At 69.2% G+C, this 24,262-nt stretch carries 26 protein-coding genes and 1 pseudogene; 14 read left to right on the top strand and 13 right to left on the bottom strand.

Features of this window, described 5'->3' with window-relative positions:
- Positions 1-204 precede the first annotated feature (204 nt).
- From hutU to CG723_RS30745, 6 genes are all read left to right on the top strand, one after another.
- On the top strand, positions 205-1,884 hold the full coding sequence (gene hutU / locus CG723_RS30770) for a urocanate hydratase (protein WP_100596785.1): 1,680 nt from the start codon (positions 205-207) through the stop codon (positions 1,882-1,884).
- Positions 1,881-2,861, top strand: a complete 981-nt coding sequence (hutG, locus tag CG723_RS30765) for a formimidoylglutamase (protein ID WP_234374605.1) — start codon at positions 1,881-1,883, stop codon at positions 2,859-2,861. Before hutU ends, hutG begins: the two co-directional genes overlap by 4 nt.
- Before the next feature lie 182 nt (positions 2,862-3,043).
- Entirely contained in the window at positions 3,044-3,928 is an 885-nt protein-coding gene (locus CG723_RS30760; RefSeq protein ID WP_100596784.1) for an alpha/beta fold hydrolase, read from the top strand.
- A gap of 498 nt (positions 3,929-4,426) precedes the next feature.
- Positions 4,427-4,621: a hypothetical protein gene (locus CG723_RS30755; protein WP_100596783.1), complete on the top strand. Its 195-nt coding sequence runs from the start codon at positions 4,427-4,429 to the stop codon at positions 4,619-4,621.
- A 187-nt stretch (positions 4,622-4,808) separates the two neighbouring features.
- Positions 4,809-5,594, top strand: coding sequence for a hypothetical protein (locus CG723_RS30750; protein ID WP_100596782.1), 786 nt, complete (start codon positions 4,809-4,811; stop codon positions 5,592-5,594).
- A gap of 110 nt (positions 5,595-5,704) precedes the next feature.
- Positions 5,705-6,070, top strand: a complete 366-nt coding sequence (locus CG723_RS30745; protein WP_100596846.1) for a DUF1801 domain-containing protein — start codon at positions 5,705-5,707, stop codon at positions 6,068-6,070.
- A 673-nt stretch (positions 6,071-6,743) separates the two neighbouring features.
- On the opposite strand, the gene CG723_RS30740 is transcribed toward CG723_RS30745, so the two are convergent.
- Positions 6,744-7,493, bottom strand: coding sequence for a TioE family transcriptional regulator (locus tag CG723_RS30740; protein ID WP_100596781.1), 750 nt, complete (start codon positions 7,491-7,493; stop codon positions 6,744-6,746).
- A 68-nt stretch (positions 7,494-7,561) separates the two neighbouring features.
- Here CG723_RS30740 and CG723_RS30735 point away from each other — a divergent pair, with 68 nt between their 5' ends.
- Positions 7,562-8,764, top strand: coding sequence for an erythromycin esterase family protein (locus CG723_RS30735; protein WP_100596780.1), 1,203 nt, complete (start codon positions 7,562-7,564; stop codon positions 8,762-8,764).
- 175 nt (positions 8,765-8,939) lie between these two features.
- Here CG723_RS30735 and CG723_RS30730 read toward each other — a convergent pair whose 3' ends face one another.
- The gene (locus CG723_RS30730; RefSeq protein ID WP_100596779.1) at positions 8,940-9,518 is read right to left on the bottom strand and encodes a TetR/AcrR family transcriptional regulator; all 579 of its coding nucleotides are present in this window, start codon (positions 9,516-9,518) and stop codon (positions 8,940-8,942) included.
- A gap of 56 nt (positions 9,519-9,574) precedes the next feature.
- On the opposite strand from CG723_RS30730, the gene CG723_RS30725 reads away from it, so the two are divergent.
- Positions 9,575-10,066, top strand: coding sequence for a GNAT family N-acetyltransferase (locus tag CG723_RS30725; RefSeq protein ID WP_100596845.1), 492 nt, complete (start codon positions 9,575-9,577; stop codon positions 10,064-10,066).
- 39 nt (positions 10,067-10,105) lie between these two features.
- Here the strand turns inward: CG723_RS30725 and CG723_RS47990 are convergent, their stop codons facing one another.
- Positions 10,106-11,368 (bottom strand): RNA-guided endonuclease InsQ/TnpB family protein, encoded by a 1,263-nt coding sequence (locus tag CG723_RS47990; RefSeq protein WP_234374604.1) that lies wholly within the window; start codon positions 11,366-11,368, stop codon positions 10,106-10,108.
- A gap of 85 nt (positions 11,369-11,453) precedes the next feature.
- Here CG723_RS47990 and tnpA point away from each other — a divergent pair, with 85 nt between their 5' ends.
- The 3 genes and pseudogenes from tnpA to CG723_RS47980 all read left to right on the top strand — a co-directional run bounded on the left by tnpA (position 11,454) and on the right by CG723_RS47980 (position 12,460).
- Positions 11,454-11,852 (top strand): IS200/IS605 family transposase, encoded by a 399-nt coding sequence (gene tnpA, locus CG723_RS30715; RefSeq protein WP_100596778.1) that lies wholly within the window; start codon positions 11,454-11,456, stop codon positions 11,850-11,852.
- Between the two features lie 24 nt (positions 11,853-11,876).
- A pseudogene (locus CG723_RS49025) lies at positions 11,877-12,155 on the top strand (hypothetical protein); the annotation flags it as partial.
- Between the two features lie 110 nt (positions 12,156-12,265).
- Positions 12,266-12,460: a hypothetical protein gene (locus CG723_RS47980; RefSeq protein WP_234374614.1), complete on the top strand. Its 195-nt coding sequence runs from the start codon at positions 12,266-12,268 to the stop codon at positions 12,458-12,460.
- Positions 12,461-12,557: 97 nt separating this feature from the next.
- On the opposite strand, the gene CG723_RS30705 is transcribed toward CG723_RS47980, so the two are convergent.
- Genes CG723_RS30705 through CG723_RS30695 form a run of 3 tightly spaced genes read right to left on the bottom strand, consistent with a single transcriptional unit; the run spans position 12,558 to position 15,676 of the window.
- Positions 12,558-14,117, bottom strand: a complete 1,560-nt coding sequence (locus CG723_RS30705) for a tripartite tricarboxylate transporter permease (protein WP_100596777.1) — start codon at positions 14,115-14,117, stop codon at positions 12,558-12,560.
- A gap of 3 nt (positions 14,118-14,120) precedes the next feature.
- Entirely contained in the window at positions 14,121-14,633 is a 513-nt protein-coding gene (locus CG723_RS30700; RefSeq protein ID WP_100596776.1) for a tripartite tricarboxylate transporter TctB family protein, read from the bottom strand.
- Complete coding sequence (locus CG723_RS30695; RefSeq protein WP_100596775.1) at positions 14,630-15,676, bottom strand: Bug family tripartite tricarboxylate transporter substrate binding protein; 1,047 nt, start codon at positions 15,674-15,676, stop codon at positions 14,630-14,632. The genes CG723_RS30700 and CG723_RS30695 overlap by 4 nt, the downstream gene beginning before the upstream one ends.
- 118 nt (positions 15,677-15,794) lie before the next feature.
- Between CG723_RS30695 and CG723_RS30690 the strand changes: the two genes are divergently transcribed.
- Together CG723_RS30690 and CG723_RS47975 are read left to right on the top strand one after the other, a co-directional pair.
- Positions 15,795-16,865, top strand: coding sequence for an ArsR/SmtB family transcription factor (locus CG723_RS30690; protein ID WP_100596774.1), 1,071 nt, complete (start codon positions 15,795-15,797; stop codon positions 16,863-16,865).
- A gap of 112 nt (positions 16,866-16,977) precedes the next feature.
- A complete protein-coding gene (locus CG723_RS47975) occupies positions 16,978-17,832 on the top strand; it encodes a PHB depolymerase family esterase (RefSeq protein ID WP_100596773.1) in 855 nt (284 codons plus the stop codon).
- On the opposite strand, the gene CG723_RS47970 is transcribed toward CG723_RS47975, so the two are convergent.
- The gene (locus CG723_RS47970; protein WP_234374603.1) at positions 17,715-18,059 is read right to left on the bottom strand and encodes a TrmO family methyltransferase domain-containing protein; all 345 of its coding nucleotides are present in this window, start codon (positions 18,057-18,059) and stop codon (positions 17,715-17,717) included. The two genes, CG723_RS47975 and CG723_RS47970, sit on opposite strands and share 118 nt — an antisense overlap.
- Before the next feature lie 16 nt (positions 18,060-18,075).
- Complete coding sequence (locus CG723_RS30675) at positions 18,076-18,822, bottom strand: dienelactone hydrolase family protein (RefSeq protein WP_100596843.1); 747 nt, start codon at positions 18,820-18,822, stop codon at positions 18,076-18,078.
- A gap of 112 nt (positions 18,823-18,934) precedes the next feature.
- Here CG723_RS30675 and CG723_RS30670 point away from each other — a divergent pair, with 112 nt between their 5' ends.
- The gene (locus CG723_RS30670) at positions 18,935-19,417 is read left to right on the top strand and encodes a MarR family winged helix-turn-helix transcriptional regulator (RefSeq protein ID WP_100596772.1); all 483 of its coding nucleotides are present in this window, start codon (positions 18,935-18,937) and stop codon (positions 19,415-19,417) included.
- Between the two features lie 327 nt (positions 19,418-19,744).
- Here CG723_RS30670 and gdhA read toward each other — a convergent pair whose 3' ends face one another.
- The 5 genes from gdhA to CG723_RS47965 all read right to left on the bottom strand — a co-directional run bounded on the left by gdhA (position 19,745) and on the right by CG723_RS47965 (position 24,254).
- A complete protein-coding gene (gene gdhA, locus CG723_RS30665; protein WP_100596771.1) occupies positions 19,745-21,109 on the bottom strand; it encodes an NADP-specific glutamate dehydrogenase in 1,365 nt (454 codons plus the stop codon).
- Between the two features lie 295 nt (positions 21,110-21,404).
- Entirely contained in the window at positions 21,405-21,542 is a 138-nt protein-coding gene (locus tag CG723_RS46480; protein WP_159032584.1) for an SDR family oxidoreductase, read from the bottom strand.
- Between the two features lie 127 nt (positions 21,543-21,669).
- Complete coding sequence (locus CG723_RS30660) at positions 21,670-22,494, bottom strand: class I SAM-dependent methyltransferase (RefSeq protein WP_100596770.1); 825 nt, start codon at positions 22,492-22,494, stop codon at positions 21,670-21,672.
- A gap of 282 nt (positions 22,495-22,776) precedes the next feature.
- Positions 22,777-23,865, bottom strand: a complete 1,089-nt coding sequence (locus CG723_RS30655) for an acyltransferase family protein (protein WP_100596769.1) — start codon at positions 23,863-23,865, stop codon at positions 22,777-22,779.
- Between the two features lie 122 nt (positions 23,866-23,987).
- On the bottom strand, positions 23,988-24,254 hold the full coding sequence (locus CG723_RS47965; protein WP_234374602.1) for a hypothetical protein: 267 nt from the start codon (positions 24,252-24,254) through the stop codon (positions 23,988-23,990).
- Positions 24,255-24,262: the final 8 nt, after the last annotated feature.

Below are 24,262 nucleotides of genomic sequence, written 5' to 3'. Positions count from 1 at the left end.
TGGATCCGTCGCGCCACATCGCGAACACCACGGCAATCCTAGGCGAGGCGGCCCGCACGGAACCCGCGCCCCGGAGCGGCCCCACATCACCGTCAGCCAGCCACGTTCTCGGATCCGAGAATCTCGGCGACCGCCGCTGGAACGCGTCCTGCGCCTCACCTGTCATGGAACACGCAACTGCACCGCCATCGACCAGGAGAGAACATGACCGGCGTTTCCCCCGAGTCCCGCCACATCCGCGCCCCCCGTGGCAGTGAACTCAACTGCCTCGGCTGGCAGCAGGAGGGCGCCCTGCGCATGCTCATGAACAACCTCGACCCCGAGGTCGCCGAGCATCCCGAAGACCTGGTCGTCTACGGCGGAACCGGCAAGGCCGCACGCGACTGGGCGTCGTTCGACGCGATCGTGCGCACCCTGAAGACGCTCAAGGACGACGAGACGATGCTCGTGCAGTCGGGCAAGCCGGTCGGCGTCATGCGCACCAGCGAGTGGGCGCCCCGGGTCCTGCTCGCCAACTCCAACCTCGTCGGTGACTGGGCCGACTGGGAGGAGTTCCGCTCCCTCGAGGCCCGCGGCCTGACCATGTACGGGCAGATGACCGCCGGCTCGTGGATCTACATCGGCAGCCAGGGCATTCTGCAGGGCACCTACGAGACCTTCGGCGCCGTCGCCCGCAAGAAGTTCAACGGCACCCTGGCGGGCACCATCACCCTGACCGCCGGACTCGGCGGCATGGGCGGCGCCCAGCCCCTCGCCGTGACCATGAACGACGGCGTCGCGATCTGCGTCGACGTCGACCCCACCCGCATCGAGCGCCGCATCGCCCACCGCTACCTCGACGTCGCCGCCGACGACCTCGACCACGCGTTGAGCCTCGCCATCGAGGCCAAGGAGGCCCGCCGCCCGCTGTCCATCGGCCTCACCGGCAACGCCGCCGAGGTCTTCCCCCAGCTCCTCGAAATGGGCGCGCCGCTCGACATCGTGACGGACCAGACCTCCGCGCACGACCCTCTGGCCTACCTCCCCGTCGGCGTGAGCGTCGAGGAGTGGCACGAGCAGGCCCGCAAGGACCCTGCCGACTTCACCCGCCGCTCCCGCGAGTCGATGGCCCGCCACGTCGAGGCCATGGTCGGCTTCCTCGACGCCGGAGCCGAGGTCTTCGACTACGGCAACTCGATCCGGGACGAGGCCCGCAAGGCCGGCTTTCAGCGCGCCTTCGACTTCCCCGGCTTCGTACCGGCCCACATCCGGCCGCTGTTCGAAGAGGGGCTCGGCCCCTTCCGGTGGGCGGCCCTGTCCGGCGACCCCAAGGACATCGAGGCCACCGACCGCGCGATCATGGAGCTCTTCCCGGAGAACGAGCACCTGCACCGCTGGCTCAAGATGGCCGCCGAGCGCGTCGAGTTCGAGGGCCTGCCCGCCCGTATCTGCTGGCTCGGCTACGGCGAACGCCACCGCGCCGGCCTCAAGTTCAACGAGATGGTCGCGAGCGGCGAGCTGTCCGCGCCGCTCGCCATCGGCCGCGACCACCTCGACTCCGGCTCCGTCGCCTCGCCGTACCGCGAGACCGAGTCGATGCTCGACGGCTCCGACGCCATCGCCGACTGGCCGCTGCTCAACGCCCTGGTGAACACCTCCTCCGGCGCTTCCTGGGTCTCCATCCACCACGGCGGCGGCGTCGGCATGGGCCGCTCCATCCACGCCGGCCAGGTCTGCATCGCCGACGGAACCGAACTCGCGGCGCAGAAGCTGTCGCGCGTACTCACCAACGACCCCGGCATGGGCGTCATCCGCCACGTCGACGCCGGCTACGAGCACGCCGCCTCCGTTGCACACGACCGAGGCGTGCGCATCCCCATGACCGAGGGTGGGGACTCCCGGTGAGCGTCGGCGCCACCATCGAACTCACGGTGGACGCGGCCTCCGAACGCTGGCACGGCCGCGACGACGGCCACGGTGACGAGCACCTGCGCTGGCACCACGCGATCAGCACCGACACCGGCGGCCCGGGACTGTGGGACGCCGCGTTCGTCGGCTTCCGCAGCGACGAGGGCGTACGCCGCAACAAGGGCCGTCAGGGAGCGGCGGACGGTCCGCGCGAACTGCGCGCCGCCCTCTCCTCCATGGCCCTGCCCGCCCCGCTCGCCGCGCTCGACGCCGGGGACGTCGAAGTCACCCACGGGGAACTGGAGTTGGGTCAGCACCGCCTCGGGCAGGTCGTCGGCCCGCTCGTCGACCGGGGTGTTCCCGTCGTGGTTCTCGGCGGGGGCCACGAGGTGGCGTACGGCACGTATCTCGGCCTCGTATCCACCCGGGCGGTCCAGGCCGGCGGGCGGATCGGAGTGCTGAACCTGGACGCGCACTTCGATCTCCGTGACGACGTCCGCGCGAGCTCGGGAACACCGTTCCTGCAGATGGCGCAGGGCGAGGAGCGGCGCGGGCACCGGCTCAACTACCGGGTGCTCGGCGTCAGCCAGCCGAGCAACACCGCGCACCTGTTCCGCACCGCCGACCGGCTCGGCGTGCGCTACCTGCCGGACACCGAGTGCGGTGTGCTCAACCTGCCCGCGATCGACGCCTTCACTGACGAGTTCATCGAGAGCCACGACGTCCTGCACCTCAGCATCGACCTCGATGTACTGCCGGCCGCGGTGGCCCCCGGTGTCAGCGCCCCGGCCGCCCACGGTGTGCAGATGGAGATCGTCGAGCATGTCTGCGCCAAGGTGGCCGCGAGCGGAAAGCCGCTCGTGGTCGACGTCGCGGAACTCAACCCGGACCTCGACACCGACCACCGCACCGCCAGAGCGGGCGCCCGCCTGATCCACCGCATCCTGACGACACACCATGCGAGGAAGGTCTGACGAGACCCATCACCGACCGTACGGTCCGGGCCCGTGGTCGGGGGAGCGCGTACCCCCGACCACGGGCCAGGGGCGCTGGGCGCAATGGGTCTGTGTGTCGTGTGGAGGGCGTCGACCGCGCCAACCTGCGGTGGCCGATATTCCACATGCGCCGCGACAGCCGATGCTGAGAAGATCCGGGCATGCCACTCGTCGAAGTCTCGCCCGGAATGTCCCTCGCGTACGAGACGTTCGGCGATCCCTCCGACCCACCCGTCCTGCTGGTGATGGGCTTCGGCGCCCAGATGATCGCCTGGCACGAGGACTTCTGCCGTGCGCTGGCCAATCGTGGGCGCTATGTGATCCGCTACGACAACCGTGACTGCGGGCTGTCCACCAGGTTCGGCGAGCACCCCGTCGACATGGGCCGGTTCATCGCCGCCGTGAGCTCGGGGGACATTGCCTCCGCCCTCTCCATGGTGCCGTACGCATTGACGGACATGGCTGCCGACGGCCTCAACCTGCTCACCGCGCTGGGCATCGAACGCGCTCACGTGATCGGGACCTCGATGGGCGGAATGATCGCCCAGAAGATGGCCATCACCGAGCCCTCCCGGGTACTGACCCTGACGTCGATGATGTCCTCGACCGGCGAACCCGAATACGGCCAGTCCGTTCCCGAGGCCCAAGCGGTACTCCTGAGCCCGAAGCCGGCGGACCGCGAGGGCTACATCGCAGCGGCGGACCGGGAACTGCTGTGGGCGTCCAGGCGATACGGAGACGCCGCACTCCTGCGTGAGCTGGCTGCCAGGAGCTACGACCGGGCGTACTACCCGGCAGGCGTCGGGCGTCAGCTCGGAGCGATGATCCTCGACGGCTCGCGTGCGGAGGCACTGCGGACCCTTCGGGTACCGACTCTGGTGATCCACGGCTTGGACGACACACTGATCGTCCCGAGCGGAGGGGAACGCACCGCGGAACTCGTCCCCGGAGCGAAGCTCTTGCTGATCCCCGACATGGGCCACGACCGCCCGCGCGAACTCTGGCCCGAGATCATCGGCGCGGTGCAGACGCACACTGAAATGTAGTGCGAGGGACTGACTGGCGGTGAGCGCCGTCCACCTTTCGATGGTGATCGGGTTCGGGGCCGGCCGGTGTGCCGTCATGGTGGACACGCCTGCCGAGGCGATCCCCCGAGGGAGCATGCGATGACGAAGGCCACACGTCCGCGAACGCTCCGGCGGCACCACCTCGGCACTCGCCCTGACCTACCTCGACGACCAAGCCGTCCTTTCCAGGGGAGGGCACTGTGCTTTCCGCCGCGATCCTCCTCGGGCCCGGAACGGCCTGATCTCGGCCGGATGCCGGGCACGCACGGCGGACACCAAGACCGGCACGGCCACCGCCCGGAGTACTCGCGAGCTCTCCGGAAGGTGGGGCCACAGATGGGTTGGCACGGCGTTGCGGCACTGAGCTTCCGATGGCTGCAACAATCTCGATATATCAAAGATGCGCCTTTTGACCCTATGTGTTCGCTTATGCAAACTGCCCAAGCCCCAGGACCGGCTGATCGCTGGAGGACGAGCGTGGTCACGCTGACCGTTTCGGGCTCGCTCACCGCCCGCATGGTCCTCATGGTCACCGCCTCCACCGGTGGCATGGTCCTGACCTCTCCGAGTGTGCTGTCCGACGCAGTCCTGGCCTACGTCGCGGTCCGGGCGACGCGTCGGCGAACAGCGCAGCTACGGCCGGGCCCCACCGCGGCCACAGAAGCGTGGTGACCCCGTGCCAGGCTCGCGATCAGAACTCCCTGACACGCCTCCGGGACTGTCGCCCGCACGGTGGCTCCTCCGGGTGGCACTCGACGATCCGCAGTGCCTCCCGGAGACCTTGGCAGCCTTCGCGGTGCGGCGGGTCGGCCCAGCCGCTGCCCGTTCGGTCGCGCGTATCAGGAAGGACCACCCGGATATGGATCCGGCAGGGCTCCGTGCGCTGGTGACGGCCAGGGGGCGGCGTGCCACGGTCTCCGAAGGCGCCTTCGTCGGTGGCCCGTTCCTGCTTTTCGTACCTGTCGCGTTCTGTGCTGCGCTGCTCAGCCAGGCCCGTACGGTCCTGGAGCTGGCCGCGCTGAGAGGCGGCGATCCCGCGGCCGACGACCGCGCCGCCGAGCTTCTCGTCCTCCAGGGCGTGCACGAGAACCCCGTCCGGGCCCGGGAGGCTCTCGCGGTCTGCCACGGGGAACACTCGGCCATCTGCAAGCGGCGGTCCGCGCTTCGGCATCCCGTCGTGCTGTGGAACCTGACCCTGCGCATGGCCCGGGTGCTGGGACTGCTCACCGCACCCGAGCGCACCGGCTGGTCACGCAGGCTGGTGCAGGCAGGCCGATGGGTTCTGTTGGGGCTGGTCTTCGTGGTGGGCGTCGTCGCCCCTCTGGTCTGGCTGCCCTACATGGCGATGTCGTACTACCAGGCCACCACCCGGTTGACGGACCGGGCCACAGCCTTCTACTTCACCGATTCCGCGCTGGTCGCCCGGCGGCGGTCGCACCTCGATCCTGCCTCGCTCGCCGGCGCCGCCCGCACCCTCCTCTCCCTTCTGGTGCCGGTCGCCCTGGTCGCGGCCACCCTTGTCACGGGCGTGCGGATCGCCGACAGCAGTTGGCCGGTCGTGGGCATCCTCCTGTTCACTGCCTCCGTCGCGGCCGGCGCAATGTGGCACTGGCGTCGGCGCCGCCACAGGACATCCGGCGGATGACAGAGGGCGGGAAGCGGAGGGCATTCGCCAACTCGGCTTCCCGCCCCTGGTGCGGCCCGCCGAGTTGTGAGCGGGCCGGTGGCCGGGTCCCGGTGGGTACGCTCGACTGCATGGTGCAGAGCAGCGCGGAAGACGTCGACGGGTATCTCGACGAGGTGGCGGAGGGGCGCAGGGAAGCCCTGACCAGGCTGCGGGAGCTGTGTTGTACGGAGCTCAAGGGGTTCGAGGAGGTCATGGCGTACGGAATGCCCGCATACGTGCGGGACGGCGCTGCCGAGATCGCCTTCGCGAGCCAGAAGCAGTACGTCTCGTTCTATCTTCTGCGGTCTGATGTCCGGGAGGCGTTCACAGAGCGGCTGGCTGCGCAGGACATGGGCAAGGGCTGCCTGCGATTCCGGAAACCGGAGAGCATCGACTTCGACTTGGTGCGAGACCTGTTGAGGGCTACCGCGGCCGCGTCGGGCAAGAGCTGCTGACGGCCGGGGCAGGCGCAGCAAGCACGCCGCGGCCAGGCGTCAGCTGGCTCCATCCTCGGAGCCACGTCAACGGGACGAATCCGCACCGGTATTGCGCGGCAAATCCTCATCTCGAGGTCCTCGAGGTCCTCGACGGCCTGGACGAAACCAGCAGGAGGCAGCACATGACGAAGTCCATGAGCTGACGCGGGCTGGTCGGCGGAGCGCTCAGCGGGGGCGCCCTCGCCCTGACGATCACGACCAGGACCAACCAGGACCACGACCCCGTCCTCCGCGACAGTGGCGGTACGACGAAGCGCATCGTGAAAGCGTGCCCAACAGCCGGCGAGTGGCCGCCTTGTCGCCCTCGGCAAGCTGGTCGAAGACCGTGATGGCGAGGCCGTCGAACGCCGAGATCAGCTTGCTGTCCATCTCCGGCCAGGACTGCCGGAGGACGGAAAGATCATCGACCACTGGTCGGACGCCGACTTCCCGGGCTTCCGCCAGAAGCTGGCCGCGTAGATCAGCCGTCCCCCGACGAGCGAGTCCTCGGTCGGACAACTCCTGAAGGCGGACCTGCGGAGGGGACCCCGAGTCCGGACCCCGAGTCCCCTGCCGGGCCGACACCAGCGGTCGGGTCAGCCGAGACGGAACCGCCTCTGGCGCTCGTTCCCTTCGGCTGTCGACCGAGGTCTCAGCCGCGCTCGCGGAGATATGCGTCCAGCTCTGCGGCCCCGGTCAGCATCGCCCGCCCGCGGGCGGACAGCCGGCCCCGCCAGTCGCACAGTGCGGCCTCCAGCGGCTCCAGGCCGCCGGCCGCCCGTACCTGGGCGATCAGCGGGGCGATCTGCTCCAGCAGGTAGCCGCCCCGCCTGAGTTGATGGGCGAGCCGGGCGTCCCGTACGTCGGCGTCGTCGTAGACCCGGTACCCGGTCCGCGCGTCGCGGCGCGGGTGCACCAGCCCGGCGCCCTCCCACTTGCGCAGGGTCGCGGGCCGGATTCCGAGCTTGGCTGCCAGCGGCCCGATGAACGTGCCGCCGGGCCCGGTCACGGCAGCCGGCTCGGACCCCGCACCGTGCTCGGGCGCGGTGGTGGCCTCCAGGTCGACAAGGGCGTTCTCCACGGCCTGAAGGGTCCGGCGGTCGTCGAGGAGCTGGGCGTGGCTCTCGTCGATGAGGCGGAACGCCTCCTCGGCCGCGCCCTCGTTCAACGCCCGCATGATCGATGTCGCCCTCTGGTGACCGTGGCCGGGCAGCAGGGCGAGGAACGCGCGCAGGGCTCCCGCGTGCAGCGAGGTGTAGGTGCGGTAGCCGTGAGGTGTGCGACGGGCGGCCGGAAGGATGCCGGCCTCCTCGTAGTTCCTGACCGCCTGGGTCGACAGGCCGTGCTCGCGCGCCAGATCAACCGGCCTGAGCCGCACCCTGCTTTGAAGGTCTGATCCCATGAGCCTGCCGAATCCTGCCGGTATCGCGAGAAAGTTTCAATCGAAGGTTCAACGATAGCGTTTAAGGCATGGCTACTGACATCAAGGACACCGCCCACGCTGTCGAAGCGGCCGCCGTCATGAGGCTGCTCCCGACCCGGCCGCGGCTGCTCGCTCTGGGGGAGCCCACTCACGGTGAGGACGCCCTGCTCGACGTGCGCAACGAGCTCTTCCGGCAACTCGTAGAGCAGGAGGGCTTCCGGACGATCGCGATCGAGAGCGACTGCATGATGGGCCTGGTCGTGGACGACTACGTCACCACGGGCACGGGCACCCTCGACGCAGTCATGGCGCACGGATTCAGCCACGGCTGGGGAGAGTCTGCGGCCAACCGCGAGCTCGTACGTCGGATGCGTGCCCACAACGAGGGTCGGCCCGAGTCCGAGCGGCTCCGCTTCGCCGGGTTCGACGGCCCGCTGGAGATCACCGGCGCCGCGAGCCCCCGGCAGGCCCTCACCGCACTGCACGGCTACCTCTCGGCCTGGGCGGACGCGAGCCTGCTTCCCTGCACCGCGGAGACACTCGACCGTCTTCTCGGTGCCGACGCCCCGTGGACCAATCCCGCGGCGATGCTGGACCCGGCCGAGTCCGTGGGGCAGTCGGCCGAGGCGAGGGAACTGCGGCTGCTCGCCGACGATCTGGTGGCGCTGTTCGACGAGCAGACCCCTCACCTGATCGCAGCGACATCGCGGGACGACTGGGACCGGGCGCGCCTGTACGGGCGTACCGCAACGGGCCTGCTGCGCTACCACTTCTGGATGGCCCACAACTCACCGAGCCGCATGACACGGCTGGTCGGCCTGCGGGATTCGATGATGGCCGCAAACCTCCTCGCCCTCGCCGAACGGGACCCGGCACTGGTCCACGCCCACAACGGCCATCTCCAGCGGGACAAGAGCACCATGCGAATGGGCGGCCAGTCGCTGGAGTGGTGGAGCGCCGGCGCGCTCGTGAACTCCCAACTGGGCGAGGGGTACGCCTTCCTGGCCACGGCCCTCGGCACGATCCAGCACCAGGGAGTGGACACCCCGCCCCCGGACACCGTCGAAGGACTTCTCTACGCCCTCCAGGAGGACCTCAATGTCGTCGATGCCCACGGCCTGACCGCCGCCCTCGGCGACACGCGGCCGACCGCCCGCGTGTCCCCCTACTACGGCTACGCCCCACTCGATCCGGCCCACCTGGACGGGTACGACGGGATCGTGTTCGTCAAGGACGTCCCGCGGAGCTAGCGTGCGCGACGACCCGATCGATGCGGCGGCGCCGAGAGCCGGTTCGGCTCGTCCGCGTTCGACATGAACAGCCGGGACGAACTCGACCTGTCCGCACGGTCGGTGACGGCGCCCAGGCCACGTAGTCCTGAAGGCGAGGCCACCGCGGCCCCCGCGTGATCGAGACGGACACGCGTCACTCCAGAGCGGCCAGCTGATGATGCACCGCGGCGGTGGTGCGCGCGGTCTCGCCCGTGGCGAGCAGGTCCAGCATCGCGCCCCGCAGGACCGCGAGTACTAGGGTGCGCTGGGTGAGAGCGGCCTCGGTGTCACGTAGCGCGGCGGGCTGGCCGACGGCGAGCAGCGCCAGCCAGTCGCCGACCGTGCCGCGGGCGAACCCGGCCCACGGCCCGTCGGGTTCGATGAGGGAACGGGCATAGCTCTCGACCCACAGCGTCAGGAGCCCGCGGTGAGCCTCGTCGGAAAGCCATCGCCACAGTTCCCGGGCGACAGGCTGCAGCCCCTCGCCCCGGTCCTGTGACTCGGCGACCTGCTGCATGTGTGCCAGTTCGTCGGCTCTGGCCCGCGCGAGCAGGGCGCGGATCAGGCCGTCCTTGCTGCCGAACAGGTAAAGCAGCACGCGCGGGCTGGAGTGGATCTCCTCGGCCAGCGGGCGCAGGGACAGGTCGCCCAGACCGCTGCGCAGGGCATAGGCATAGGCCGCTTCCAGCAGCTCCTGCCGTCGAGGGGAGGGGGTTGGTTCGGATCGGCTCACCGCGTTAGTCTACTGAAACAGTCGTTTCAGTGAGCGAGACGGGAGGCGAGGTCGACATGGCAGAGCGCGAGACGGTTGTCAGGGCGCTGGGCCGGCCCGGCGACCTGGGCTGGGTGGTGATGGCGCACGGTGAGTCCTACGACCGCGAGTTCGGCTGGGACACCGGCTTCGAGACGTTGGTCAGCCGGATCGTCGCCGACTACGCCGAGGGGAAGAACCCAGGTCCGCAGGCGGCCTGGATCGCCGAGGTCGACGGAGCGCGGGCCGGCTGCGTGTTCTGCGTTCGCCATGACGATCGGACGGCGAAGCTGCGCCTGCTGCTCGTCGACCCGAACGCGCGCGGCCTGGGCCTGGGAGCCCGCCTGGTCGAGGAGTGCCTGAGCTTCGCTCGGGAAGCCGGGTACGAGGCGATCACCCTGTGGACCAACGACGTGCTCGGTTCGGCCCGGCGCATCTACCAGAAGCACGGCTTCGAACTCGTCGCCGAAGAGCCCCACCACAGCTTCGGCCAGGACCTGGTCGGGCAGACCTGGCAGCGCAGTCTTTGAAATCCTCCGCCCCGTAAACGGGGCAGAATCCCATCCGTGTCAGAGTGCGACTGGATGGGTGGTTGACGCTTCACGGCCTGCCCACTGGCTAAGGCTCCACGTCCTGACACCCACAATTTCCTGGGGCGTTTGGTACTTGGTGGCTATCTCGATGTTGAACGAGCCGTTGGTGTCGGCGTTGCCGGACCAGCCGCAGGTCTCGTTTTTGCACACGAACACGGCCTGGGTCTCGCGGTTGCCTTCGGTGATGAAACCGCAGGCGTGGCAGCGGCGTGAGGTGTTCGGGGCGGGGACCTTGATCAGGTGTCCGCCCCGATCGGAGAGTTTGTATTCCAGCAGGGTGACCGTTCGGCCCCATGCCTCTGCGCTGATCGAGCGGTTGAGTTCGGCTTTCTGCCGGACGTTCTTTCCCGGCTCCTCGGCGGTGCCTCTGGCTGACTTGACCATGTTCGTGATCTTGAGTGCTTCGACTCCGACGACGCCGAACATGTCGGCGATGCCGGTGGTCGTCTTGTGCTGCCAGTCGAGGGTGCGGCGCTTGGCTCTCGCGTGGTACCCGGCGATCAGGCGGTTGGTGCGGCGAAGCCGGTTCGAGGTTTTCTCGCCCGGCTTGCGGTGCTGCTTCTGTCGTTCGCGGGTGCGCTCCAGACGACGCAGGCGCTCGGCTTCCTTCGGCCTCAGCCACGTGTGGTGGTCTCGGAACGTCCCGTCCGAGAGGGCCATGGGGCGGCTGATACCGACGTCGATGCCGACGCCGGGACCCATGTGGGGCTTCGGCTCGTCCACGGTCAGCTCAGTGCGGAACACGATGTGCCAGCCGAGGGCATCCTTGACCAGACGGGCCCCAGTGACGCGAGCGGCGGGGCTGCTCTTGGTGGTGCCGGGGAGGTCTTTGGTCCAGCGGAAGCGGACCAGGCCGACTATCGGTACCCACACCTGGCCCCAGCGGCGGTTTATGCGCGTGATGCGCAGGTCGCGCCCCTGGGGAATGTCGACGGCCGCGCGGGTGCGGAACCGGGCCTTGAAGTTCGGCTCCTGCGCACGCCCTTCCCAGCAGTTCACCCAGGCCCGGATGTACGTCTTGAGGATCTGCTGTGCGGCCTGGGCGGGGAGCTTGGCGAGCCAGTCGAGGCGTATCTCCGCGTCCATGCGGGACAGCGACCGCTGGCACTTCGGCGTCATCGTCCACAAGTCGTGCAGCAGGTTCCACATCGCGCGGGCGGCGTGGCCCTGGTCTTCGATCTTCCACAACTGGACGGGGGTGAGGTCAAGCCGGGCCTTGTGGCCGCGTTGCTGCTTCAACTTCCCTCCCCGGTCCGCTCGTTGATCGGTACGCTACTCATCCTACGCTTGGTGCACGTCACCACGATGGGAAGCAGCGCCCGACATCAGGCGCGGAGCACACGTTGTCTACAACCTGCATGTGCACTTGGTGTTTGTGACGAAGTACCGGCGGGGCATGATGGATGACGCCATGCTGACGCGCTGCGAGGAGATCCTGCGCGAGGTCTGCGGGAGCTTCGATGCGGAGCTGAAGGAGTTCAACGGCGAACGCGATCACGTGCATCTTCTGGTGCACTACCCTCCGAAAGTCACGCTCTCGAAGCTGGTCAACAGCCTGAAGGGCGTCAGCTCGCGGTACCTGCGGCAGGAGTTCACCGGCCAGGCCAACCGGGCCATCATGCACGGCCGATTCTGGTCCCGCTCCTACTTCGCTGGCTCATGCGGCGGAGCACCGATATCGGTGGTCCGTCAGTACATCGAGCAGCAAAAACGCCCGTACTGACCTGCGGGTCCGAGCAGTCTTGAGATGGCCTACACCCCCCGCCTGAAGGCGGGGGCACTGGCCAAGATCATCGGTAGGAGGGCGTCAGGGGTGGCGGGAGGGAGACCGGAACTGCTGGTCTGGGGCGCGCTCACGATGGCTGCCGGACTCGCAGTCGTGCTGGCCGCCTCGCCCTCGACCTACCTGCCCGTCAAGCTCCTGGGCGCCTGCTACCTGGTGTTCCCGGGCGCGCAGGCGCTGTGGCAGAACCGCCACGCTGCACCCGCCACCGCAACGCATCCCGGCACCACCGGGGCCCGGCCCACGGGGAGCCCGTGGCGGACCGGCTTGGTCAGCAACGTCCTCAACCCGAAGATCGCCGTCTCCTGCACCGGACTGCTCCCCACGCCGGCGCCGCCCCAATTCCGGCTGCCTTGGCCACGGCGCTCCTCGTCCTCCTCCGCGCCGCACTCACGCTCGCCTGGCTGGGCAGTTACGTGTTCCTGCTGTCCAGGCGGGAGCGGGCCCTGGAGAAGCCGCGGATCCGCAGAGCACTGGGGCGGCGGACCACAGGCGTCGTACTGATCGACATCGGCATCGGCTTCGGCCTCGCGACCGCCACCGTCTGAGTGCTGACCGGGGGCGGGCGATGGCGTGCTCGACTCGGGCGCGGACCTGTTTTCCACCGGTCACCGCCCTGCCGCCCCAAGTCGGAGGCGACAGCATTCATCGTGGCGCAGCATTGCCGGCAGGGTGGTTGTCTTCGGGCACTGTCACATCGGCCTCTCCGTCATCCGGTGCGGGTGTGCGGACGAGTCGCATCAACAACGGACCGATCAGGGCGAGTGCGGCCAGCACAAGGATGGCTGCCGAGAGGGGGCGGGTGATGAAGACTGTCCAGTCGCCCTCGGCGAGGGTGAGGGCGCGGCGGAACTGGGTCTCGGTCAGGGGGCCGAGGACAGCGCCGAGGACCAGAGGGGCCACAGGGTATCCGGTGCGGCGCATCAGGAAGCCCAGGACACCGAAGGCGAGGGCGACGCCCAGGTCGAACGGGCTCTGGGAGAGGGCGTAGACGCCGAGCGCGGCGAAGAGCAGGATTCCGGCGGTGAGCAGGGGGCGTTCGATCTTCAGGAGCTTCACCCAGAGCGGGATCATCGGCAGGTTCAGGGCGAGGAGCACCACGTTGCCGATGTAGAGGCTGGCGATCAGCGTCCATACCAGCGTCGGCTGGGTCTCGAAGAGCTGCGGTCCGGGCTGGACGTTGTACATCTGGAAGGCGATGAGCAGCATCGAAGCCGTCGCCGAGGTGGGGATGCCGAGGGTGAGCAGCGGGACCAGGACACCGGAGAAGGCGGCGTTGTTGGCGGCTTCCGGGCCGGCGACGCCTTCGATGGCACCCTTGCCGAACTGCTGCTTGTGCTTGGAGAGCCGGCGTTCCAAGTTGTAGCTGAGGAACGTGGGGATCTCCGCGCCGCCGGCCGGGAGCGCACCGATGGGCAGGCCGAGGGCGGTGCCGCGCAGCCAGGGCTTCCAGGAGCGTCGCCAGTCGTCGCGGGTCATGCCGATGCGGCCGCGCAGCGGCAGCGGATCGGGGTCGGGCGCCCGGCGCAGCCGGGCCGCGGTGTACAGGGCCTCGGCGATGGCGAAGAGACCGACGGCGACGGCCACCAGGGCGATTCCGTCGAAGAGTTCGGGGACGCCGAAGGTGTAGCGGGCCTGCCCGGTGAGGCTGTCGATGCCCACAAGGCCGATGGCGAGCCCCAGGAAGAGGCTGCACAATCCGCGCAGCGGGGCCTCGGCCACGACCGCGGTGACGGTGGCGAAGGCGAGCACCATGACCGCGAAGTACTCGGCGGGCTGTATGTGTTCGGCGATGGCGGAGAAGGCGGGCCCGGCGAAGGTGATGCCGACGGTGGAGATCGTGCCGGCGACGAAGGAGCCGATGGCGGCGGTGGCGAGGGCCGCGCCGGCCCGGCCCGCACGGGCCATCGGAAAGCCCTCGAGGGTGGTGGGAACGGAGGCCGTCTCGCCAGGCACGTTGAGGAGGATCGCGGTGGTCGATCCGCCGTACATGCCTCCGTAGTAGATGCCGGCGAACAACACGAGCGCCCCGACGGGGTCGACGACGTAGGTGACGGGCAGGAGCAGGGCGACGGTGGTGGCGGGGCCGAGTCCGGGCAGCACACCGACCAGGGACCCGAGCAGGCAGCCGGCGAAGGCGAGCAGCAGGTGCACCGGACTGAAGGCGTTGGCGAATCCGTCGCCGAGGTGGGAGAGCACGTCCATGGGTCAGAACGCCAATCGCAGGTAGCCGGGCGGGAGATGGATGCCGAGGAGCCGGTCGAAGAGCAGGTACGCGGTCACGGCGAGGGCGAGTCCGATGAGCGCGTCGCGCACGGCGCGGCGGCTGCCGAGGACACGGGCGACGACAGCGAACAGGACCGTGCTGGTCTGCCAGTAGCCGAAGAACTCAAGGGTCAGGCAGTACGCGGCGAGGGCAGCGACCAGCAGGCCGACCGGACGCCACTCGGTGACCCTGGCCTCCTCGCGGGCCGCGCTGTCCTGGGTGGGGTCGGTGCCGCGGAAGCACTGCACGGCGTTGAGGGCGGCGACGACGGTGAGCCCGGCGCCGACCAGGAGGGGGAAGGAGCGCGGGCCGACGTCGGTGCCTTCGGCCAGGGCGGCGTCGGGGATGGTGAAGGCGAAGGTCAGCACGGCGAATCCGGCGACGAGGAAGGCGGCAGCCGTGATCCGGGGCGCGAGCGGACGCCTGTTGTCCGGGATGGGTGCGGGGGTGGTCATCCGAGCCCGACCTCCTTCAGGACGCCGCCGACCTGGCCGCGCTGACGGCGGATCAGATCGCCGAACTTCTTGCCAGGGAGCCAGACCTCGTCCCAGTCGTTCTCGCGCAAGGTGCGTTTCCAGCAGTCGGTGTGGCGCATCTTGTCCATGAGTGCGACGACCGCGCGCTGTTCCGTGCGGTTGAGCCCGGGCGGGGCCATCACGCCGCCGATGGCGTCCACGGCGTCCTTGCCGTAGCCCAGGTGCTCCAGTGTGGGTGGCGTTCCGAGATCCTTCGGTGAGTCCCCGCCGCTGACCGCGAGGATGCGCAGCTTTCCGGCCTCGACCTGCGGGCGGATCTCGGAGAGCGTGGAGAGCCCTGCTGTGGCGACACCGCTGAGCAGCATGTTGAGGACCTCGCCCCCGCCGCCGGTGGGCACGTACGTGACCTTGTCGGGGGGCACATGCGCGGATTCGGCGAGCGAGGCGACGGTGATGTGGTCCGGGCCGCCGAGCGACCCGCCGACCCACTTCGTGCCGCGCGGGTTCTTCGCCATCGCCCGCATCAGGGAGGCGAAGTCACGGTGCGAAGAGTGGGCGGGTACGACGATCGCGGTGGTGGAGACGGTGAGGCCGGCGACCGGGGTGAGCTGGGTGAGGGAGACCGGGGAGTGGTTCTGGATCTCACCGCCGAGGAGGGTGACGGTGTCCATGGTCATCAGCTGGTACGGGTCGTCGGCCCGGCCCGCCATCCGTGCCAGGCCGATGGTTCCGGCGGCGCCCGGGGCGTTGGACACGGTGATGTCCTGACCGGTGATCCCACACTTGTTCAGGGCCGAACCGATGCCACGGGCACGGGAGTCGAAGCCGCCGCCGACACTGCCGGGGGCGAGGATCGCCAGTCCCCGGGCGGGGTAGTCCTCGACGGTGGCGCCGGAGTCGACCGGGCCGAACGCGCAGCCGCCGAGGGCGGCCGTGAGCGCGGTGGCGAAGAAGGCGAACAGCACGGGGCGGCGCAGGCCGGGCGGGCGGGGGACCGGCCCGGGGGGAACGAACGGGGACATGGATGAGCTCCAGCGCGGAGGGGGCGGGTATGGGGAAGGTGTCGGGGGATCCTGCGTGCCCCGGTGTCGCGGCAGCAAGAGGATTGACAGTAAGCAATCAATCCTTGAGGGTCGGCGGATGCCCGTCGTGATCGAACCAGGTCCTGATCCGGACCGTGCCGTGGCTCCGCGGCTCTCCCCGCTCGCCGAACTCTGCGCCTGTCTGCACGCCCTGCAGACACCCGGTCACCATCCGGCCAGCCGCCGTTGGGTGGACGCGGTACGGCAGGACGCCGACCCCGCGCTTCTCGCCCGGGCCGTCGCGCTGTCGCCGCTGTGGAGCGCTTTCCGGGCCCGTTATCTACTGCCGTTGTCGGCGGGAGTCGAGCGCTCGCTCGAGGAGGAGATCGCTGACATCACCACCCTGGATCTGGAGCAGTTCACCGGGATGACGGCGCAGGCGCTGCTCGGGAAGAACTCGCCGCGGCCCGGGGCACCGCTCGAGGAGCCGGACCGGTTCCTGTCACGGCTGCGGCAGCATGCCGAGGAGCGGTTCACGCTGGGCGCCCGGCTGCTGTCCGACCCCGAGGGGCTGCGCGACACGGTCACCGGGTTCCTCACCGCGGCGGGCGAGGAGTGGTTCGGCGCGGAGTGGGAGCGGCTGGCCGGGCCTCTGCGGGCGGAGGTCAGGGCCCGGTTCGCGGAGCACCGGAACGACGGGGTGGCGGTGCTCGCCTCGTTCCCGAGCGCGCGGCTGCTGGCAGATCCGCCGCGGATCGAGTTCGAGAAGCTGTACCAGGCACGCGTGCCGCTGGCCGGCACGGACTGTCTCCTGACGCCGTCCCTGCACGTCAACCCGCATCTGGCGATCAAGCACTATCCGGGCTTTCCGGTGGTGGTGCAGTATCCGGTGCGGGGACCCGGCAGCATGGGCCCGCCTTCCCTCGACCTGGTGCGGCACCGAATCAAGGCTCTCCAGGAACCGCTCCGGATCGACCTGTGCCGCACCCTGCTGCGGGAGGCGATGACCACGACCGAACTGGCCGAACAGTACGCGATGACACCCCCGCAGATGTCCCGGCACCTACGACGGCTGCGCGAAGCGGGGATGGTGGTCACGCACCGCCGCGGCGCCCAGGTCCACTACCAGCTGGACCAGGAGGCGGTCCGCACCCTGGGGCACGACCTGCTCGCCGCCCTGCACCGCTGAACCCGTCCTCGTACCGGGAAGATTGACGTACGGGCGGCAATCTTCTTGAGCCGCGCGTTTTTCGTGGCGAGGGTGAGCGGGACCGCACCACGAAGATCGAGGTCCACGCCCCATGACAAGCAGCCCTGCCGTCACCGCCGCCGCCCGTACCAAGACCACCTCCGCCTTCTATGTCACCGGCGCCACCACGCAGTTCGCCTCCCGCTACGACCAGCGTCTCTCGTACTGTCTCTACGTCCCGTCCGCGCAGGAGACGGCCGCCGAGCCGCTCCCCCTGCTGGTGATGCAGCACGGCACCGGCCGCTCCGGGCCCCAGTACCGGGACGCGATGGCCGAGTTCGCCGAGGAGCACGGCATCGTCGTGCTCGCCCCGCTCTTCCCCGCCGGGCTCGGTGACGACCCCGACGACCTCCACAACTTCAAGTTCATCGCGCACCAGGGCATCCGCTTCGACCTGGCGCTGCTCGCGATCGTCGACGAGGCCGCGGAGCGGGTTGATATCGACACCTCGCGGTTCGTGCTGCACGGCTTCTCCGGCGGCGGCCAGTTCGCTCACCGGTTCCTCCTGCTGCATCCGGACCGGCTCGCCGGAGTCTCCATCGGCGCCCCGGGCAGGGTCACGCTGATCGATCCGGAACGGGAGTGGTGGCTGGGCACCAAGGGCTTCGCCGAACGATTCGGCGCCCCTGTCGACCTGGACCAAGTGCGCGACGTTCCGGTGCATATGGTGATCGGCGCCGAGGACACCGAGACCTGGGAGATCAACAACCCGGGCGACTCCAACTGGATGGACGGCGCGGACGCCGTCGGCCGCACCCGCGTCGAACGCATCTCGGCACTGCGTGACAACTACCGCGCCCACGGGATCGACGTCGCCTTCGATGTCGTACCCGGGCTCGGCCACGACGGCATGGGCGTGTTGGAGCAGGTCCGGGATTTCGCCGCCCGTGTGCTGCGGGCCGGATAGGGCCGCGTCAAGACCGACAACTTCCAGGTCCCGTCCGCGCACGGCCGTGACCGGCAGCAGGTGACACCGATGCGGTTGGGGCGACGCGGACCGCGCGCGGCGAAGACGCCGATGGCGGGCAGGTCAGACCGGCCGCGCTGGGGCAACGGCCGGTACTCGTCCGGCTCTGGGAACTGGTCGAAGACGAGGAGAACCTCGACGTGGGAGAAACTCTCCAGGCCCTGCATGCACCAGCCCCGAGCCTCAGCTCTTGCCCAAGGTGCGGGCGAGGAGGGGGAGGAGGCGGTCCCAGTGGCGCTGCAGCCCGGAGGCGTTGAAGGCTTCGGTGTCGGACATGGTGAAGCCGTGGACGGTGCCGGGGTAGATCTCGATGGTGTGACCGAGACCTGCGGCATCCAGAGCCTCGTTGAGCTCGCTGATCGCCTCGGACGGCAAGTCGTCGGCGAGGCCGAGATGGACCTCGGCGGTGAGCTCGGGGATGAGGCGGTGCGGGCTGTCGGGTGTGTCGGTGACCACGAAGCCGGGGTGGAATCCGGCGACGGCGGCCACCTGGTCGGGGTGGGCCGCTGCGGTGCGCATCGCGAAGAGGGTGCCGATGCAGTAGCCGATCACGGCAACGGGTCCGGCGCTGACCTCGGGCTGGGTGGTGAGGAACCGGAGGTAGGCATCGGCGTCGCGCCGGGCATGTTCGGTGGTGTGCGCCTCGAGCACGGGCATCAGCTGCGCGATGACCGCGGGCCGGACCTCTTCTCCGATGTACTCAGGAAGTTCCACCACGGGTGCCGGGCCGTGCCGGTAGTAGAGGTTGGGGACGAGCGCGTAGTAGCCGTGCCCGGCCAGTTCGCGGGCCTTGTCCACCAACTCGGGCCGCAGGCCGAAGGCGTCCGAGTACAACAGCACCCCCGGGTGCGGCGCGCCGTCGTTGGGAAAGGCGGCGAAAGCGTCGGCCTGGCCGTCGGCGGTGGGAATCTGCAGGGTCTTGGTGGGAATAGCGGATCTTCCTTCCTGGAGTTCTCTCAACTGCCGTTAGTTGCACTAACGGTGTTGGCGCGAGCGAACGTACATCGTTAGTCGGACTAACGCAACGGGTAGAATCGGCGCCATGACGAGAGCCGATGCCGCAGACCTGCCCGACGACGGCGCGCGCAAGACGCCCGACCGGCTGCGTCGACGGGCGAGCCGGCTGTTGTCGCAGCTGACCGCGCGGTCGGACCGGCTGATTACCGAGGGGCTGGCACAGGCCGACGCCCGCAAGTGGCATTACGCCGTACTCGCCTCATTGCAGGACTTCGGGCCGGGCAGTCAGGCGACGCTGAGCAGGCGCACCGGCATCTACCGCAGCGACATGGTCGGTGTGCTCAACGAACTGGCGGAGCGTGACCTCGTCGAGCGGGCGCCCGATCCCGACGACCAGCGCCGTAACATCATTACGATCTCTGCCAAGGGTCGCCGTCAACTACGCCGCCTCGACAAGGTCCTGGACACACTCCACGACGAGCTGCTCGCTCCGCTGAATCCGACCGAACGCGACCAGCTCGTGGAGTTGCTCAACCGCTTGCTGGACCATCACGCCGGGACCGCCTGACCGCGCGGGTGGTGGCAGCAGGCATCAGCCGTCCATGCAGGTGAGGGACGGCTTGGTGCAGGGGGCGTCGGCTGCCGCCGGCGGGGGAGCCCTTACCGGGGTGTCCCGGTCAGGTTCTCGGAGACATTGGCCGTGAGCTGGCGCAGGATCCGCCTGACCTCTCGTCGAAGTCGTGCGCCGGCAGGGCCTTGGAGTCGCCGATGCCGACCGGTACCGTCCGGGCGCGCTCGCGGAGTTGAGTGCCCTGTTCGGTCAGACTGACCTGATCCTCACGGGGCACGTCGCCGCCTCCCGTGGAGACGGCGACGTGCCCGGTGATCGTACGGATCAGACGATGCCCTGGGCCAGCATCGCGTCGGCGACCCGGATGAATCCCGCGATGGACGCTCCGGCGACGTAGTCGTCCGGGTCGCCGGTGTACGCGTCGGCGGTTGCGCGACTGTGGGCGTGGATGTCGCTCATGATGGTCTCGAGCCGGTCCGTCACCTCGTCCCGGCTCCACGCCGCCCGCGAGGCGTTCTGGCTCATCTCCAGGGCCGAGGTCGCGACCCCGCCCGCGTTCGCGGCCTTGCCGGGGCCGAACAGCACCCCGGCCTCGCGGAAGCGGGCCACCGCACCAGGGGTGCAGGGCATGTTGGCGCCCTCCGCGACCGCCAGCACACCGTTGCGGATCAGCGCGGCGGCATGGTCCTCGCCCAGCTCGTTCTGCGTGGCGCAGGGAAGCATCACATCACAGGGCACGTCGTAGACCGATCCGTATGCGTGGTGTTCGGCGGACGGCCGCTCGGCGGCGTAGGCGCTCAGCCGTTCCCGCCGCACCTCCTTGATCTCACGCAGGAGGGCGACGTCGATGCCGTCCGGATCCACGACGTGGCCGGCGGAGTCCGAGCAGGCGACGGCCTTCGCGCCGAGGCGGTGGGCCTGCTCGATCGCATAGATCGCCACATTGCCCGAACCGGACATCACGACGGTGCGGCCTGAAAGGTCCTGCCCGCGGGTGGCGAGCATGTCCCGGGCGAAGAACACCGTGCCGTACCCGGTCGCTTCGGTGCGGCCCTGCGAGCCGCCCCATCCGACGCCCTTCCCCGTCAGCACCCCCGACTCGTGGCGGTTCACGATCCGCTTGTACTGGCCGAACATGTAGCCGATCTCACGGCCACCCACGCCGATGTCACCGGCCGGCACATCCGTGTGTTCGCCCAGGTGCCGGTAGAGCTCGGTGATGAACGACTGGCAGAAGCGCATGACTTCGGCGTCACTGCATCCGGCGGGGTCGAAGTCCGCGCCACCCTTGCCGGCCCCGATGCCCTGGCCGGTGAGCGCGTTCTTGAAGATCTGCTCGAAGCCGAGGAACTTGATGACCGACAGATCGACGGTCGGGTGGAAGCGCAGGCCGCCCTTGTACGGGCCGAGCGCGCTGGAGAATTCCACGCGGTAGCCGCGGTTCACCTGAATCCGGCCGCGGTCGTCGACCCAGGGCACCCGGAACATGATTTGCCGTTCGGGTTCGCAGAGGCGCTCGAGAATGTGCGCGTCGGCGTACTCGGGATGCCGGTCGAGAACCGGGCCGAGCGTGTGCAGGACCTCCTCGACGGCCTGTTGAAACACGACTTCGCCTGGGCTGCGACGCCGGACCGCGTCGAGGACGTCGTCCAGATGAGAGGGAACGGCTGAGGGCGAAACGGTGGTCATCATCTTCCTCTGGCGGGGGAGCGGACTTGGTAGGGGAGGAATCGGACGGCGCGGTTATGTTGGGTCTGGTCAAGGGGGAAGCGGCCGAAGTGGTACGCAGTGCCATGCGGCCCACTTGGACGGGATTGCGTGGCGGTGGGATGAGCCGACGGGCGCCTCATCAGCGTTGATCCAGATCGACAGTACGGCAATTGGGCCGCACGGCGCTGTGGTTGAGCGGCGATGACCAACAGGTGAAACGCCACCGTCGCTACCGGCCGATCCGGGCGGACCGGTAGCGACGGTGGGATGGGCATCACCGGGTTCGGAAGCGTCCGTCCACGACCAGTTCGGTGCCCGTGATGAAGCTCGCGTCGTCGCTGACGAGGTAGGCACCGGCTGCGGTGGGTTCGGAGGAATCCGCGCGCCGGCCGAGCGGTGTCTCGGGAATCACGATGTTGCCGCCTTCCGTCAGCCTGGTACGGAGGGTGTGAGGGTGTGTGCTTCGTACCAGTTGTTGAGGTGGTCTTCTCGCCGGCTGAGAGCGGCGGGCCACTCACTGCCTGGCGTCGGTCCGGCCATCAAGGGCCCTCCACGGTTTTCCATCCCCAGGTGGTGAGCATGCCGGCCGACAGCGCGGCGCATTGGTCGGAGTCCAGGTACCGAACGGCCGCGTCGACGGCCGCGTCATCGACGAGTCCGGTGGCAAGCATCGCCGTTCTGCCGCGTTCCCATGTGTCGGCCCAGAAGCGGCTGATGGGGCTGGCCGGCAGCAGCGGCGGCACATGGATCTCGGCAGCCACGGACACGAGCCCCGCCCCGCGCAGCAGTTGCGGGTACGACGGAACCCAGGAGACATCGGTGCCGATGGCGGCCCGCAGCCCCTGCCACATCGCGCGCATCATCACGGTGTACGGCGTGTCGGGCGTCCGGTCACTCGTCAGGTCGACCGCGTCACTGAGTACCAGCACACCGCCGGGCGCGACGAGTTCGGCCAAAGCCGTGATCAGACGCTCGCGCTCGGGCAGGTGCATCAGCACGAAGCGCGCGTGGACGAGCCGGAACCGGCCGGGGACGAAGTCCGGGGCGGTGACGTCGGCCTCCAGCACGTCGAGCCCGGGCACGAGCCGTGCGCCGAGGAAACGTGTGTCGCGGTCCACGGCGAGCACACTTGCCACCCCGGCCTCGTCCAGCAGCCGGCGCGAAACCGTGCCCGTGCCGGCGCCCACGTCGAGGCAGTGCCACCCCGGGCCGACGCCGAGTTCCTGCAGTCGCGCCATGGTGATGTCGTCGTAGGCGAGGGCGCCGAAGTCGATACGCTCGGCCTCACCGGCCTGTTCAGGACGGAAGACGGCCTCGCCATAGCGATCGCCGCCTGGCACGTCCCCGTGCGGAGTGGCGGTCACATCGCGGCCCTGGCCGCGACGCCGTGGGCGTCGTCATTGATGAGTACCGGTGCCCGGTCGGCGAGGGGCTGGAACGGCGGGTCGTAGAGCAGTTTCAAGGCCGGACCTCTTCATCTGTGGGTCGGTGCGGCGGCGGCCCCTCACGAGGTCGCCGCCCCACCGATCTTCCATCGGCGGCCGCCGGCGCTGCCGAGGCGCGCCGGGCCGCTACCCGGACGACTCAGAGCCGTGCCGGCGTCGCCGGAAGCATGGCTCAAGGTGTGCTTCCAGCGACCGACCACCTCAGGGCAGCAGCCGAGGCCGTCGCTTCGCCGCGACGTCCTCCACCCAGCCCACCAGCGGGATCGCCGCGGCGATCAGCACCCAGCCGACACCGAACATGAACCACTGGCTCTCCAGCGGCAGGTACTTCACGAATGCGGGCACGTTCCAGAACTGGTCGATCAGTGGCACCGCGAGGATCAGTGCGATCTCGTGCCAGAGGTAGATCGTCATCGCCCGTGCGTTGAAGACCGACACGATCCGGTCGAGCCGTTTGAAGCGCGCCAGCCACGCGAAGTCGACCTTGAAGTATGCCTTCGAGTACATCAGCAGCATCACAAACCCTGCTGACCAGAAAGCCTGCGCAAGCGGGATGTCGTCCAGGTCGTAACTCCCGTACTCCGCCTGGTGGGTGAGGGCGAACCAGGCACCGTAGGCAAGCGCCGCGATGGAGAGCACGACGACGGGTCCCGGACGCAGACGGGCCAGGACGCCCTCACGGTGCGCGAAACCGGCGAGCCAGCAGAACAGGAAAGTCGCGAAGTCGAGAAGACCGCTGCCGAACCGGTTGTCCGGCGGCTGCCACACAAACTGGAGCACCAGGATCGGCGTGAGCGAAGCGAGGAGCACCGCCACCGGCGCCAGGCGGAACACCTTCAAGAGCAGCGGCGACAGGAGCACGAACCACAGGTAGGCGCGCAGATACCAGAGGATCTCCCAGGCCTGCATGCCCCAGCTGTTACCCGGCGGGTCGCCGAGGGGCACCACCCAGTACACGACCTGCCATCCCGGCATCCAGCCGTGCAGCAGCATCGCGAGGACGACGAAGATGCCCCAGAGCCAGAAGGGCGGCAGCAGGCGTCGTGTCCGGCCTCTGATCACCGAAAGGGCCGGCCGTTCAAGGGACTTGGCCATCAGTGACCCGGCGAGCGCGAACATGACGCCCATGGAGGGGAAGAAGAGGCCCGCCCACACCCAGCCGAACGTGTGGTAGGCCACGACGCGAACCAGTGCGAGGGCGCGAAGCGTGTCGAAGTACCGGTCGCGGCCGCCCGCCCGGACCGCTGACCGCTCGGGCACGGCGGGTTCTCGGTCGCCCGGCTCGATCACACGGAGAGGTGTGGTGTCCTGATCAAGGCCCTGCGTTGCCGGTATTTCAGGTGCTTCAGGCTTTTCGGGCGTTTCGCGCGTTCGCCGAGCGGCTCTGTGACGATTCCCCTGTGCCTCCGCGGTCACCGCCCCACCCCCGTCGGCGTCCCGACCTCGCCGGTGCGCTTGAGTTTCTGCCAGCGCAGCCGGCCGCCCGTGAGGGCGGTGATGGAGGAGTGGATGAGCACCAGGTACATCATCTGGCGGTACGCGATCTGCTGGAGCGGGAGCATCCACAGGTAGCGGTACTTCTCCCCGTCGAGGCGGAACGCGCAGGCGGCGCACACGAGTTGGATGCCGAGCACAGCCAGCCAGGCGAGCAGGGACGCCTTGAAGTCCACGAAGATCATCGAGTAGA

Origin of the sequence: Streptomyces sp. CB01635, from assembly GCF_002803065.1 — a bacterium.
Lineage (GTDB): Bacteria > Actinomycetota > Actinomycetes > Streptomycetales > Streptomycetaceae > Streptomyces.
The sequence above is the reverse complement of the archived record's forward strand: the minus strand, read 5'-3'. Positions and strand labels throughout refer to the sequence as shown.

Coding starts and splice junctions, on each gene's coding strand:
- CG723_RS30670 (WP_100596772.1), top strand. CDS start 18,935: ATGACGAGAGCCGATGCCGCAGACCTGCCCGACGACGGCGCGCGCAAG.
- CG723_RS47965 (WP_234374602.1), bottom strand. CDS start 24,254: ATGATCTTCGTGGACTTCAAGGCGTCCCTGCTCGCCTGGCTGGCTGTG.
- CG723_RS30690 (WP_100596774.1), top strand. CDS start 15,795: ATGCCCGTCGTGATCGAACCAGGTCCTGATCCGGACCGTGCCGTGGCT.
- CG723_RS30700 (WP_100596776.1), bottom strand. CDS start 14,633: ATGACCACCCCCGCACCCATCCCGGACAACAGGCGTCCGCTCGCGCCC.
- CG723_RS30760 (WP_100596784.1), top strand. CDS start 3,044: ATGCCACTCGTCGAAGTCTCGCCCGGAATGTCCCTCGCGTACGAGACG.
- CG723_RS30725 (WP_100596845.1), top strand. CDS start 9,575: ATGGCAGAGCGCGAGACGGTTGTCAGGGCGCTGGGCCGGCCCGGCGAC.
- CG723_RS30735 (WP_100596780.1), top strand. CDS start 7,562: ATGGCTACTGACATCAAGGACACCGCCCACGCTGTCGAAGCGGCCGCC.
- CG723_RS30745 (WP_100596846.1), top strand. CDS start 5,705: ATGGTGCAGAGCAGCGCGGAAGACGTCGACGGGTATCTCGACGAGGTG.
- hutU (WP_100596785.1), top strand. CDS start 205: ATGACCGGCGTTTCCCCCGAGTCCCGCCACATCCGCGCCCCCCGTGGC.
- CG723_RS30740 (WP_100596781.1), bottom strand. CDS start 7,493: ATGGGATCAGACCTTCAAAGCAGGGTGCGGCTCAGGCCGGTTGATCTG.
- CG723_RS30695 (WP_100596775.1), bottom strand. CDS start 15,676: ATGTCCCCGTTCGTTCCCCCCGGGCCGGTCCCCCGCCCGCCCGGCCTG.
- CG723_RS47970 (WP_234374603.1), bottom strand. CDS start 18,059: ATGCAGGGCCTGGAGAGTTTCTCCCACGTCGAGGTTCTCCTCGTCTTC.
- CG723_RS30750 (WP_100596782.1), top strand. CDS start 4,809: ATGGATCCGGCAGGGCTCCGTGCGCTGGTGACGGCCAGGGGGCGGCGT.
- gdhA (WP_100596771.1), bottom strand. CDS start 21,109: ATGACCACCGTTTCGCCCTCAGCCGTTCCCTCTCATCTGGACGACGTC.
- CG723_RS47975 (WP_100596773.1), top strand. CDS start 16,978: ATGACAAGCAGCCCTGCCGTCACCGCCGCCGCCCGTACCAAGACCACC.
- CG723_RS30705 (WP_100596777.1), bottom strand. CDS start 14,117: ATGGACGTGCTCTCCCACCTCGGCGACGGATTCGCCAACGCCTTCAGT.